Origin of the sequence: Corallococcus sp. CA054B (genome assembly GCF_003611625.1) — a bacterium.
Lineage (GTDB): Bacteria > Myxococcota > Myxococcia > Myxococcales > Myxococcaceae > Corallococcus > Corallococcus coralloides.
Genome location: NZ_RAVY01000248.1, coordinates 1 through 12,764, shown reverse-complemented (window position 1 = coordinate 12,764; position 12,764 = coordinate 1). Strand labels below are relative to the sequence as shown.

At 67.7% G+C, this 12,764-nt stretch carries 10 protein-coding genes; 4 read left to right on the top strand and 6 right to left on the bottom strand.

Features of this window, described 5'->3' with window-relative positions:
- The 4 genes from D7V80_RS36700 to D7V80_RS36685 all read right to left on the bottom strand — a co-directional run.
- A partial coding sequence (locus tag D7V80_RS36700) for a tryptophan 7-halogenase (protein WP_147447336.1) occupies nt 1–1,141 on the bottom strand: 1,141 nt, incomplete at its 3' end.
- Nucleotides 1,138–3,147, bottom strand: coding sequence for a LodA/GoxA family CTQ-dependent oxidase (locus D7V80_RS36695; RefSeq protein WP_120592506.1), 2,010 nt, complete (start codon nt 3,145–3,147; stop codon nt 1,138–1,140). The genes D7V80_RS36700 and D7V80_RS36695, both read right to left, overlap by 4 nt.
- A 229-nt stretch (nt 3,148–3,376) precedes the next feature.
- On the bottom strand, nt 3,377–3,856 hold the full coding sequence (locus D7V80_RS36690) for an HlyD family secretion protein (RefSeq protein ID WP_233585995.1): 480 nt from the start codon (nt 3,854–3,856) through the stop codon (nt 3,377–3,379).
- A gap of 30 nt (nt 3,857–3,886) precedes the next feature.
- Nucleotides 3,887–7,159: a C45 family autoproteolytic acyltransferase/hydolase gene (locus D7V80_RS36685; RefSeq protein WP_120592505.1), complete on the bottom strand. Its 3,273-nt coding sequence runs from the start codon at nt 7,157–7,159 to the stop codon at nt 3,887–3,889.
- A 230-nt stretch (nt 7,160–7,389) separates the two neighbouring features.
- Between D7V80_RS36685 and ada the strand changes: the two genes are divergently transcribed.
- The 4 genes from ada (at nt 7,390) to D7V80_RS36665 (ending at nt 11,450) form a co-directional block, all read left to right on the top strand.
- Nucleotides 7,390–8,463 carry a bifunctional DNA-binding transcriptional regulator/O6-methylguanine-DNA methyltransferase Ada gene (ada, locus tag D7V80_RS36680; RefSeq protein WP_120592504.1) on the top strand — a complete coding sequence of 358 codons (1,074 nt, stop codon included), beginning with the start codon at nt 7,390–7,392 and terminating at the stop codon, nt 8,461–8,463.
- Between the two features lie 17 nt (nt 8,464–8,480).
- Nucleotides 8,481–9,161, top strand: coding sequence for a 2OG-Fe(II) oxygenase (locus D7V80_RS36675; protein WP_199738946.1), 681 nt, complete (start codon nt 8,481–8,483; stop codon nt 9,159–9,161).
- Nucleotides 9,162–9,316: 155 nt separating this feature from the next.
- The gene (locus D7V80_RS36670) at nt 9,317–10,222 is read left to right on the top strand and encodes a CARDB domain-containing protein (RefSeq protein WP_158616761.1); all 906 of its coding nucleotides are present in this window, start codon (nt 9,317–9,319) and stop codon (nt 10,220–10,222) included.
- A gap of 106 nt (nt 10,223–10,328) precedes the next feature.
- Nucleotides 10,329–11,450 carry a DUF3103 domain-containing protein gene (locus tag D7V80_RS36665; RefSeq protein ID WP_233585993.1) on the top strand — a complete coding sequence of 374 codons (1,122 nt, stop codon included), beginning with the start codon at nt 10,329–10,331 and terminating at the stop codon, nt 11,448–11,450.
- Nucleotides 11,451–11,647: 197 nt separating this feature from the next.
- Here D7V80_RS36665 and D7V80_RS36660 read toward each other — a convergent pair whose 3' ends face one another.
- Together D7V80_RS36660 and D7V80_RS43205 are read right to left on the bottom strand one after the other, a co-directional pair.
- On the bottom strand, nt 11,648–12,406 hold the full coding sequence (locus D7V80_RS36660) for a DUF5953 family protein (RefSeq protein ID WP_120592500.1): 759 nt from the start codon (nt 12,404–12,406) through the stop codon (nt 11,648–11,650).
- A 1-nt stretch (nt 12,407) separates the two neighbouring features.
- Nucleotides 12,408–12,638: a DUF6310 domain-containing protein gene (locus tag D7V80_RS43205; RefSeq protein WP_233585991.1), complete on the bottom strand. Its 231-nt coding sequence runs from the start codon at nt 12,636–12,638 to the stop codon at nt 12,408–12,410.
- Nucleotides 12,639–12,764 lie beyond the last annotated feature (126 nt).

Below are 12,764 nucleotides of genomic sequence, written 5' to 3'. Positions count from 1 at the left end.
GGAGCTGCGCTGGGGGTGTGGCGGGAGCGGGCAGCGACTCCCACCGGTTCTTCCAGAAGGGGGCCTGGGGCCACCGCTGTTCCTGGCGGTAGTAGGCCGCGCGGGTGCGTTGATGGTCCTGGAACCGCGCGTTCAGCGTGGACGCGTAGGCCTGGAGCGCGTCCGCGTCACCGCGCAGGCAGCGCTCCAGCGCGTCGGCGGCCAGGAGCGCGGAGTCCAACGCCTTGGTGATGCCCTGGGAGGACAGCGGATCATAGGTGCAGGCCGCGTCGCCCACGGCGAGCCACTGTTCCCCCTGGGGCCGGTCCAACCGTCCGACGAGCACGGGCACCGCGACGAGCGCCTCGCCGGCGAAGGCACAGCCGTCCAGCCGCGCCCGCGTCACCGGCGCCTGCTTCAGCAGGTTCATCCAGGGCTCAGGCGTGGCCCAGCGCAGGCCGCGCAAGGAGTCGCCATCGCCGATGAGCGCGACGACGACCCGCCCCCTCGGCAGCAACGCCGAGTACCACCAGCCCTCCGGGCAGGACTCCACCAGCGCCTGGGTGGGGAAGGCCGCGTCATCCGGAAGTTGGAAGGCGCCATACACGGCGAAGCAGCGGTCGCTCACGAGCCTCCGCGCGCCGCGTGCGGAGGCGAAGGTGGCCTTCGCTCCCGTGGCGTCCACGACGAAGCGCGCCCGCAGCGTGCTGGGGTCTGAAGCCACACGGGCGAGGCGGAGCCGGTAGCCGGTGCGCCCCAGGAACTCCGAATCCAACAGGGTCGTCGCTCGAAGCACCCGAGCGCCTTGCTGGGCGGCTTCGACGCTCAGCCGTTCATCGAAGCGCGCACGGTCCAGGTGCCAGGCGGAGCCCCAGGGGGACATCATCGTGTCATGGAAGCCCGGCTCCGCCCTGCCCCAGCATGACGCCGTGCCGCGGGAGGCCAGGTGTCCGTCGCGCAGGAAGCCTTCCCAGACGCCCAACCGGGACAGCGGCAGGCGGACGTCCGGTGGCAGCGTCTCTCCCAGCCGGGGGGCGTCATAGGTGGTTCGCTCCACCAGGGTGACGGAGAGCGACGGCGCCCTCCTCCGCAAGGCCACGGCCATGGCCGCGCCCGCGGGGCCACCGCCGATGATGGCCACGTCGCAGGAGTCCTCGCTCACGAGTTGGCCGCCTTGGCGAGGGCCGGTTCCTCTTGGCCCGTGGCGGGCGCGTACGTCCGCTCCACCTCGATGAACGTGGGCGCGGGCGGCATCCCTGGACCGGCCTCGGGGCCCTGCTGGGAGACGGAGGCATCCGACCGCTTGAGGACGAAGCCCAGCTCCTTCCAGTGGAAGACCATGTCCTCGTCCGTTTCGAAGTTGATGTCCGTCGGACGCGTCCAATAGTCCTGGTGCCATTGCTGGTCGTCTCCCAGGTAGCTGACGAAGTAGGGCCGTTGCGCGGGCCACCACCAGAGCGACGTCCCCTGGACCGTCTGGTTGGAGCACTCGTTGAAGTCGGCCTGCCACGGCAGCGCCATGTACTTGCTGGCATCCCCCGGCTCCAGGCCCAGCCCGTCATGCGGATTGATGTTCCACTGGAGCGGCTGCCCCTGGGGCCTTGCGCGGTGCTTGAAGCGGAAGCCCGCGGCCGGGTCCTCCTGGAAGAAGTTCGCGTCCCGGGCAATCCACGTCATCTCGATGCCTGGGCAGAACGCGCCACCCACGCAGTTCTCCAGCACGGCGCGGTCCAACCGCGCTCCCTCCGAAGCGGGGGGCGCGGGGGGCGAACGGTCGACCTTGCCGGCGCTGTATTGCTGGAGGAGGAAGTACTGGGTCCGCGTGAGGCTCAGGAACTTCCGGGGGATGGTTTCGGAGATGGGATTGTCACCCGCCATCTTCGGCATGAGGTCCGGCGTCGGCGCGTTGACGTCCTCGGGGTTCCGGATCCTCTGAAGGAAACGGGGGCCCAGGTTGCCGCCCTGGAAGGCGTCGTGTTTGCCATTGCCCTGCGGCCCCACGTCCGCGACCCACTGATAGGCGGCGGGGCGGCTGAGGATGGGAAGGAGCTCCCCCTGGAAGTTGGGCGTGTAGTCCTGCTGGAACTGCCCGTTCTGGTAGAGCCCGGGGACGAGCCCCCGCTGGGTGACGAAGGTGTCGAAGAGCGTGTCGTAGAGCGTGATGACGTTGAGGATCTGCGGCGCGTACCCGGGCGGCCCCACCACCACCCACGCGGGGAACTCCACTTCGTGCTCGGAGTCGTCATCCATGACGAGCGTCGCGGTGACGGGCCCGTCCGAGATGTCATCCCACCAGAAGGTGTTGTTGGCGTACGTGTCCAGCCGGGGCTGGGGGTAGGCGTTCTGGTCGATGAACTCCTTCGCGGCGGCCTTCTGTTCGGACGCGAGCCCCAGACCCGGCTCCGCGAGGACGGAGTCGACGGCGGCGTCGAACGCTTCCTGGGTGTCGTAGCCGATGTCCGCGATGGCCTTCAGCGCGACAAGGATGTCCGGCGCCTTATCCTGCAGGCATTTGACGTCTTCCAGCGTGTGGTGCCGCTGCCAGCTCTCCAGCAGGCCGCTGGTGATGTCGTAGCGGACCGACACGCCGGACCTGCCGTAGCCACCCACCGCGTGGAGGTAGCCCCGGGCATCCGTGACGAGCTTCCCCAGGGTGGTGATGTCGCTGCCTTCGGGGAGAAGCCCCGAAGGGCGGGCCGACGCAGGGAGCAGCTCGCACTCCACGGTGGTGGGACCACCCGCGCGGCCCAGGCAGGTGACGGTGCGCGGCCCCGCGTCGAGGATGAGCGCGTTGCGGTCATTCCCCACGGTGCGAGGATTTCGCAGCGGGTGGTTGACGGCGTAGGTGCCGTCCGCGCCCTGTTGCTGCCGGAACTCGTACCAGGCGGACTTCTTGTTGGCCAGGTGGACCGTCCAGCGGATGTCTTTGATTCCGCCTTCACCCGGCTGGACCCTGCGCCCGTTGGAGCCGGGCGAGTCGTAGGCGTGGATCTGGAAGCGCGCCGCCTGCCTGCGCACCGCCATGCTGGCATCGCGGAACCGGGTCACGCTGCCGCCCGCCACCTCCAGCGGAAGCCCTCCCGCCTCCTCGGGCCCCAGGTAGTAGTCCTCGCTGTCTCCGACGCGGGCCACGCCGATGGCCGGGTGAATCTTGTAGGTCGTGCTCATGCCTTTGCTCCTCGCGGTGGAGGAGGAGCTGATGCAAGACACACTCCTCTCAAGGCAATTGCAGGAACTCCAGGAACCACGGGCTTTTACAGACAGGGGCCCTCTTTCGGCCGTGCCAGACGTGGCCCTTGACGCGTCAATGATTGGCCATGACGTGTCAGCCCCAAAAAGAAGCGCCGCGTCCCTGTGCGGGGCGCGGCGCCGGGGTGTGGGGACTTCGGGCTGGGGCCTACTTCGTGTGCACCGTCACGTCGGCGGAGAGGCCGGCGCGCAAGGCCATTCCTTGCGGCGGGTGCACCCAGGAGATGCGCACGGGCACGCGCTGCACCACCTTCACGAAGTTGCCGGACGCGTTGTCGGGCGGCAGCAGGGAGAAGCGGGCGCCGGTGCCGCCGGACAGGCTCTCCACCCTGCCCTCCAGCTTCTCACCGGAGAAGGCGTCCAGCTCCACCTCCACGCGCTGGCCGGGCTGCATGTGGCCCACCTGCGTCTCCTTGAAGTTGGCCACCACGTAGGTCGTCGTGGGCACCAGCTCCGCCACGGCCTGGCCGGGGGTGAGCAACTGGCCCGCGTGCACGGACAACTTGGACACCTGGCCGTCCGCCGGAGCCACGATGCGCGTGTCCTCCAGCTGGAGCTTCGCCTGGAGAGGGGGGAAGCGGCCGGACGCAAGAAGGGCCGGCGGGAGCGCACTCCGCCGGCCCTTCATGGGCGCTTCTGGATTTTCAGCGACGGCGGCTCAGGGGGGGAGCATGCCCAGCTTGGGCGCGGGCAGGTCCACGGACAGCTCCTGGGTGAAGCCCTCCGTCGCGTGGAAGCCCTTGCCGCTCACCTCGCCCGCGCGGAACAGGGCCCAGCTCTGGAGGCCGCGCTGGAAGGAGCGCGTCATGTGCCACAGCTCCAGGCCGCTGTTGGCGACGAAGAGGTACAGCGTGCGCTTCGGGTTCCAGGGGTTGGGCAGCGCCAGGGCCAGGCCGTCATCCGCGCGGCCGTACGTCTTGCCCTGCCAGCGGAAGTAGCGCCGGCCCAGCTCCACCGGCAGCTTCTTCTCCGCCGCCAGCCGAGCCATGAGCCCGTTGTCCTCCAGGCCTCCGAAGACGACCAGGTCGCGGTCCGCCAGCTCCGCGTCCGTCACCTCGGCGTCCGGCTTGAGCGGGGCCAGGCGCTCCGGGGACGCGTCCGCCAGCTGCTCGCGGTAGTTCGTCGCCAGCGTGCGCATGGACTCCACCTGTCGCGCGGAGCCGTACACGAAGAGGAGCTTGTCCCAGTCATCCAGCGTGTTGGCCAGGGTCTGGTAGCGCTCGCGGGCCACGGGGATGTCGTTGCCCACGTTGAACACCACGCGCACCGGCCGGTCCGCGACCTTCACGGTGAAGGTGTCGCTCGCCCCCTTCACCTCCACGCGCTCCAGCACGCTTCCCTTCTCCGTCTGCACCTCCACCAGCGTGGCGAAGCGCCAGGGCGTGCCGGACTGGTCCACCTTCAGCGTCACTTCGTAGCCCTCCTTCGCCTTCTGGGCGCGGGAGGTGAGGCGCGGCGCGGGCAGGCCCCCGCGCTCCACCCACTGCTTCACCCACGGCCCCACGTCCTGGCCCGCGGCTTCCGACGCGGTGCGGATGAAGTCCTGGGTGGTGAGCTTCTTGTTCGCGAACTTCGAGTGCACCGCGCCCATCACCTTGGCGAACTTCGCGTTGCCCAGGGTCAGCCGCAGCTGGTGCAGCAGGTACGTGCCCTTGATGCGAGGCACCGCGTACTGGCCATAACGGCCGTAGTCCGTGCGCGCGGCGGTGGGCACCACGTCGCCCTCGCGGGCCGTGACGTACAGGTAGCGGGCGTTGAGGTCCGCGAGCGCGTCACGCTGGGCGTCGAAGGCCTTGGAGAGGTCATCCCCTTCCGGCAGGTCCCTCAGCTGGGTCCAGTACGCGGCGGAGCCGCTGCCGAACCAGTTGTCCGCGTCCGTGGCGGGGAACACCGTGTTGGCCCAGAGCTTCTTCTCGTCGAAGCTGAGCGCGTCCTTCACGCGAGCGAAGTCGCGCTTGGGCTTGTCCGCCTTGGGCTCCGGCTTCTGCTTCGCCCTGGCGGCCTTCAGCTGGTCCGCCACGTAGATGGGGCTGAAGGCGGTGTAGCCCAGGGACAGGTGCGGCGTGGCGCCGGGCAGGTCCGGAATCCAGCGGCTGCCCACCATCTTCTCGCGCAGCGTCGTCTTGCCGTAGTGGGCCAGGAACATCAGCTTCTCGGTCATCTCCGAGGTGGTGATCTTCCCGTCACACGCGTGCGGACGGTTGATGGGGCTGGACGCCATCATGCGCGTGGCGCTGTCCACGTCGAAGCCGCCCTTGCCGTACTTCGCGTAGGCCTCCTGGAAGGCGATGTCGCGGTTCCAGGTGTTGAAGGCCAGGTCCACCGGAGCGTTGCTCGCGTTGGGCACGGACTCCTTGCGGACCTCCGGGTCGCGGTTGTTGTTGTTGGCCCAGATGAAGTCCTTGAGGTTTCCGGGCGTGTCAGAGGCCTTGCCCTTGCTGCCGGTGCGCCACAGCCGCGTCTTCGCGGTGCCCAGCAGGAGGCACGCGCCCTCATCCGTCTTGGTGTCCGCGAGCGTCCAGTCGTTGGTGTAGAGGCCGTTGTTGCGGTCCTTGAGGATGCGCTCCACGTCGTCGATGGAGCTCGCGTACTGCACGGCCTTGCGGATGCGGTTGCTCTGCGGGGTGCCGTCGATGTTGAAGGGCGTCTGCCCCACCGTCGTCTCGCCAATGACGATGCCTGCGTCATTGAGCATCCAGTCGGAGCCGCTGTGGATGCCGCCCGGGAAGGTCTGCATCACGAAGCGGTGGCCCTTGGTGGGCTGCACGTCCAGCATCACGTCCCAGTGGACGCCGGTGTAGCCGTTCCACATGAAGATCTGGCCCATGACGACGCGGCCATCCTTCGTCGCGGACTTCGTGGCCACGAAGGACGAGCAGTGGTCGCCCTCCCCTGCCCGGCCGTTCTCATCCTCGCCCTTGAGGAAGGTGCGGCCGGAGAGCGGGGACGCGGTGACGCGGTTGGCGTCCTCCAGCTGGCCCAGGTCCACGGCGGAGTTGATGGCGACGACGTCGAGCACGTCCAGGTCGCGCTCCTTGCCATCCGGGCCCTTGAACTTCGCGCCGCCCACGTTGGCGCCGTCGGCGATGCCCTTCATCTCCTCCAGGTACTCGGGGTCGAAGCGGCGCAGGAACAGCGAGTCCGCGAGCAGGCGCACCTGCGCCCAGCCCTTCGCGGCGTCCGCCTTGTCCTTCTGGATGCCCAGCTTCTCGATGTAGCGGACGATCTCCTGCGACACGAGCTCGCCGTACTGACGGCCGCGCTCGTAGGGCTCGCCCTCGATGTGGACGTAGATCCAGCCGCCGTCGTCGTAGCGGAAGCCCTTGCCGGCCCACCGCACGCTCTCCATGGGGATGTACTGGGTGATGTCGTCCACCGGCTCCAGCTTCACGTCGTCGAACCAGGCGGTGCCGGTGGCCTTGCCGTTGTGGCCCAGGTGCGCGCGCACGCGGTCATTGGACGTGGTGGCGAAGAACAGCACCTGCACCCGGCCGCTCTGGTCCGCGCCCTGCGGCGGAGAGCAGTTGGTGAAGGGGAAGCTCTGCATGGACAGACACGCGCCCAGCGCCGTGGGATAGCGGGCCTGCGCGTCCGCCTGCACGCCCTGGGTGCGCACCCAGGCGGAGAGCCGGTAGAGGCGGCCCACCTGGAGCTTCACGGGCTCGGAGACGACGGTGGTCTCCGCGCCGCCCTGGGGGCTTTCGATGACGAGGCTGCGGCTGCCCTCCGACTTCGCGTCGGTGCGGGCGGACACCTTGCCCTGGCCCGACGCCGTCCAGCCCTGGGGAAGGCCGGAGGCGGCGGCGGTCTCGAAGCCGGCGTTGGGGACGGCGATGGACGCGGGGGCCGCCCAGGCGGAGGCCGAGGCGCATGCGGCCAGCGTGGGCCAGAGCAGACGGGAGCGTTTCCACATCAGACGCAGGTGGGACATGGCTTGCTCATGGGAAGGAGGAAAGGGTGCGGCATCCTGTCACGTCGTACGCGGGCGTGCTGGTACGCATTGCGTGGATGTGGCTGGGGGTTCACTCCTGGCGCGATTGGACCGCGTCACGGCATGACGCCCCGTTCCATGAGGGTCCGAATTCGACCGCAAGGCGCGGAGTGCTGGCCTGGGAACCGGGAGTTAGGTTTCGCCTCGTGGACATCGAAGGGAGGTGGAGCATGGCGACGAAGACGGAGGCCCTCGCGGCGGCGACGGTGGGCGACCCGCGCTGGGCGGCGGTCGTCGCTCGGGATGCGGCGGCGGATGGGCGCTTCTTCTATTCCGTGCGGACGACGGGGGTGTACTGCCGTCCGTCCTGTGGCGCGAGGACGCCGCGGCCGGAGAACGTGGGCTTCCACATGACAGTGGCGGCGGCGGAGCAGGCGGGGTACCGGGCGTGCAAGCGGTGCAAGCCGGGGGAGCCCTCGCTCGCCGTGAAGCACGCGGACCGGGTGGCCGAGCTGTGCCGCTTCATCCAGGCCTCCGAGGACCTGCCGAGCCTGGAGCAGCTGGCGGAGCGCGCGGGGCTGTCGCCGTATCACCTGCACCGGGTGTTCAAGGCCGTCACGGGGCTGACGCCGAAAGGGTACGCGGCGGCGCAGCGGGCGGAGCGGATCCGCACGGGGCTGACGAAGCGTGGCTCCGTCACTGAAGCCATCTACGACGCCGGCTTCAACTCGAGCGGCCGCTTCTACGAAACCTCCAGCCAGGTCCTGGGCATGACACCAACGAACTTCCGCGCCGGGGGCGCGAACACGGAGATCCGCTTCGCCATCGCGGAGTGCTCGCTGGGCCCCATCCTGGTGGCCACGAGCGACCGGGGCGTGTGCGCCATCCTGATGGGAGATGATCCGGACGCGCTGGCGAAGGACCTCCAGGACCGCTTCCCGCAGGCGACGCTGGTGGGCGGAGACGCGAAGTTCGAGCAGCTGGTGGCGAAGGTCGTGGGCTTCGTGGAGGCGCCGCGCGTGGGACTGGACCTGCCCCTGGACGTGCGGGGCACGGCGTTCCAGCAGCGCGTGTGGCAGGCGCTGCGGGAGATCCCTGCCGGGGAGACGGCGAGCTACACGGACATCGCGGAGCGGATTGGTGCGCCGAAGTCCGTGCGGGCCGTGGCGCAGGCCTGCGGCGCGAACGCGCTGGCGGTGGTGATTCCGTGTCACCGGGTGGTGCGGAATGACGGTGCGCTGTCTGGCTATCGCTGGGGTGTGGAGCGCAAGCGCGCGTTGCTGGAGCGCGAGGCGCAGCGGTGAGGAGGCGGGTTCGCGCGATGGATTGGGAAGGAACGGGCCGGGAGCTGGATGCCCGTGGGTGCGCGGTGTTGGAACACCTGCTCACGCCTGACGAGTGCGAAGCCTTGGCGCTGCTCTACGACGTGGACGAGGCCTTTCGCAGCCGCGTGGTGATGGCTCGGCATGGGTTTGGCCGGGGCGAATACAAATACTTCGACCACCCGCTGCCGGAGGTCGTGACGGAGCTGCGCACGGCGCTGTACCCGTGTCTGGCGCCCATCGCGAATCGCTGGAACACGGCCATGGGTATCGACGTGAGGTATCCAGACGCGCACGCGGACTTCCTCGCACGCTGCCACGAGGCAGGTCAGGTGCGGCCTACTCCCCTGCTCCTGCGCTACGGCGCGGACGACTACAACTGCCTGCACCAGGATCTGTATGGGGAGCACGTCTTCCCGCTCCAGGTGGCCATCCTCCTCTCTGAACCTGGACGGGACTTCACGGGCGGCGAGTTCGTGCTGACGGAGCAGCGGCCGCGCATGCAGTCACGAGCGGAGGTCGTCCCCTTGCGTCAGGGAGACGCGGTCGTCTTCGCAGTGCATCATCGCCCGGTCCAGGGCACGCGAGGCACGTACCGCGTCAATCTGCGGCACGGTGTCAGCCGCGTGCGCTCCGGCATGAGGCACACAGCGGGCATCATTTTCCATGATGCTGCGTAGCTCCGGGTATCGGGCACACATCAAAAGACATGGTGGATGACCCCATGGGCAGACATCACCCTCGGCGGGGCCAATCTCACCCACACAGAGGACTCTTGATTTGAACGCCTGAGATTGTTCATTCTGCGAAAATGACAAAGCTCAGGCATCTACTGTTGGCGGCCTTCGCAGTGGTTTGCATTGCCTCGGCTCCAGCCCAGGCGGCAATCGGGGTCACGACGGTGACCGCCCCCTCGACGATTTCCAATCCCTATTCCATCTTCACGATCAACTATGGTCTGACTGGAAGCAGCATCCTGGCGTCATCGCAGATCCGGTTCTACCTGGCGAGCACCCCGCAGGGGACCTCCAACCGGGTCTTGATGAGCTCGCAGCAGATCCTGCTCGGACGGGCCGGAACAGGGGTCTACCTTCCGCCCACGGGCACCCTGTCGGCGTCCTTTTCCTACGCCACGGTCCAGGCCAGCGCGCAGACCGTGCTGGCGGCGGCAGCGGCGGCCTGCGTTCCGCAAAGCGTTTACATCCAGGTCGAAGCGGATTTCGGGCTGCCGTGGGGCGACGACACGCTGATCGGCACCACCAAGCTCCCGGACTTCTACTTCACGGCCGGAACGCTGACGCCCGCGACCATCACGCCGGGGGGGACCGTCAGCTTCACGGCGGACCTCTACACCGCCTGCGCCGCGCCTTCCGCGTCCACGCTGGGGGTCTTCCTGACGGACGCCAGCTACAACGTGCTGAGCTACATCGGCGGGATTCCCGTGAGCGCGGGCGCGGGGACGTTCTCCGTTGCGCCCACGGCCATCACCTTCTCGACGGCCATCGCGCCGGGAACCTACTACCTGGTCCTCGTGGCGGACGTGAATGGAGACGTCGCGGAGACCAACGAGAGCAACAACCAGGGTGCCTTCACCTTGACGGTCGTCGCGAGCCAGCCGTTGACGGTGCAGGACTCGGCCAGCGCTCTGGATTCCGACCTGCCCGGCCCGGTCCGCGAGCACCTGGATCAGTACACCCCGACGATCGGGTACGTGGACGGCTACGCCTCGATGTCGCGCTGATGAAGTGAGCCAACCGCGGGGACCGGGCTCATCCGGCCCGGGTCCCTGCGGCTGCTGGCCCAGCACCCTCTCTCACCCACCGGAGAATCCAATGAAGCGGATAGGGATGGTCATCGCGCTGTTCATTTGCGTGAACGCAGCCCCCCAAGCTCGCGCCGCCGCCATGAAGCCAGCGGCGCTGCGCGAACGCATCAGCGTGTCGCTGGCCGCCGACAAGCGCGAGGTGGCGCTGACCCTGGCGAAGCAGGACCCGGTGCTGCGAAAGGCTCTCGCTTCCCGATTGAGCGGCGAGCAGCTCGCGGTGGATCTGAAGCAGTGGCTGAGCACCGTGTCGGCCCCGTCCTCCGTCACGGGCGTGGCGGAGCGAGCAGACCTGAACATCCGCCGGCTCAAGGGCCTCGATCGTGAGCTCGACAGCCTGTTGCAGCTTCGTCTGGCCAGCGCGTCCATGCTGGCGGCATTGCAGCAAGGCGTTGACCCCCTCTACGCCTACGAACCGGATGGCAATGACTCCCAGTGGCAATTCATCGAGGCCTTCGATGGCCTTGGCCGCGTGCACCGCCTCGACGTGCACCGCATGCCCGAACAGCCGGTGTTGGTGGTGGACATCGACGCGCGCAGAGACCTGGCCGCCGGCATCAAGCTGATGCGCGAGCACCTTGTGGCCCTCGGGCAACGTCCCCTGCCCGTCCTGGACACGGCCGCCGCGGCGACCAGCACGCCGGTGACGATCCTCGAACGCATCTACCTGAACGACGACGAGGAGCCCTGGATCTCCGGTAACGCGGAGGTCTATGCCATCGTCAATGGTGTCGACCCCAGCCGTGACGCACCGCAGTTGGACATTGTCGACATGCCCTATCTGGACACGGATGGGAGGACCTACTTCCCGAACCAGGTCCTGATCTTCTGGGAGCGTTACCGTTGGGCGGCGGCGAACGTCATCCTCATGGAGCACGACGACAACACCAGCTACCAGGCGCTGGTGAGCTACCTGTTCAATGTCGCGAGCCAGATCCTGACCGCCCTGGGCCAGCCGGAAATCGGCGCCCTGGTATCCCTCGGCAGCGGGCTGGTGGATCGCATGCCGGGTGAATGGTTCACCAACGACGACGACTACGTCGATTCGTTCTACACCCTGGAGAAGAACCACACGTACACCAATTACAGCGGAGCACGCGGCAACGCGGTGGTGTCTCTCAAACCGTACGAGCTCGTGAGCCAGTAGCAGCCGGTAGGCACCCAGAGTCGTATCGGCTCACCTGGCCAGCGGGGACCGGGCTCAGGGCTCCATTTCTTCGGGAAGTGGCGTGCGGAGAAACATCATCCCGCCGCCCTTCCTACGAGGAATGACCCGGAAGCCCCTCCCCGCGACGCGAAGCATGTCGCCTTCCCGAGCCAGCACAAAGCCCGGGGAGGCTCAAGTCAAGGTGTTGCACGTCCGCCAATCTCGGGGAACCGTTCGTAGGTCCGCTTGAGCGTGTCCAGGTGGGCGGGGTTGTCCAAGTCGAGCGGCGCGTCGGTGAGCTGCACGACCCATCCCCCCGTCGCAGTGCGCCGTGCCCGTGAAAGAAGCTCGGCATCACGGGTCGGGTCCGGGAACCCGATGGCCCGTGCGGCTGCGGCAGACCAGTAGTTCAGCCACCCGAGGAAGTGCGGAATCTCATCTGAACGAAGGTCCTCTGGGAGCTTGAGGAAGGGTAGACCGTGGGGCGGAACGGACGACTCATCCCCGGGGTGGCGAAATTGCTGAGCCACTGTCACGGCGACGCCCTCCGGATCCACGTACCCCCAGAACGCGCGGGCGCTGTCGCCCGTTGTCGCCAACACATCAACCGCCGCTGCGATACCGGCTTCGTCGAGCGGCCAGTCTGCATGGACCTCAAAGCGTGGCCGGCTTCCAGGGGCAAGCCGCCCTGGGCTTTCCCACCCCGCAACCGTCACCAAATGATTCTCATCATCGTTGCACAGGAACGGCAATCCACCGTCTGTCTTATTGGACACAACCCACTCATCACGATGGGGTAATGCAACGAGTTCCTCCGTCTCAGAACTCGTCCATCCCAGCCACAGGCCGGGAACAGCGCTTTCCAGTCCGTGAACAATGGCAAGAGGACGGCCATCGTCGCCGGCGAGCGCGGGGGCGTAGACGGCAAGGCGGAGGTGTTTTTTCGTGATTGCCATCTCAGCACCAATCCATGACGACGACATTGAGGGAGCGATCCAGCTCAAGCAGTGCGGCCTTGTGCGCAGCACTTCGCACGCCAACGACGAAGTTATACCCGCATGCCTCCGCAAGTCTCTTCTCGCGCTGTATCTCCGGCAACTTCACCTTGGCAAAGAACCTCTGCGAGCGAAGCGATTGGATGTCAAAATCATCAGTCTTGACCTCCCATAGCGTGTGCGTTGCAAACACTAGTACGCCGACACAGGGATTCTGAATGGTTCAGGCGGCGGCCTTGTGCACTGCCGCCTGCGCCGTCAGCGGATAGGACTTGCCCAGCTTCTGGCGGGCGGAGTCGACGCCGAAGCGCCAGTGGAT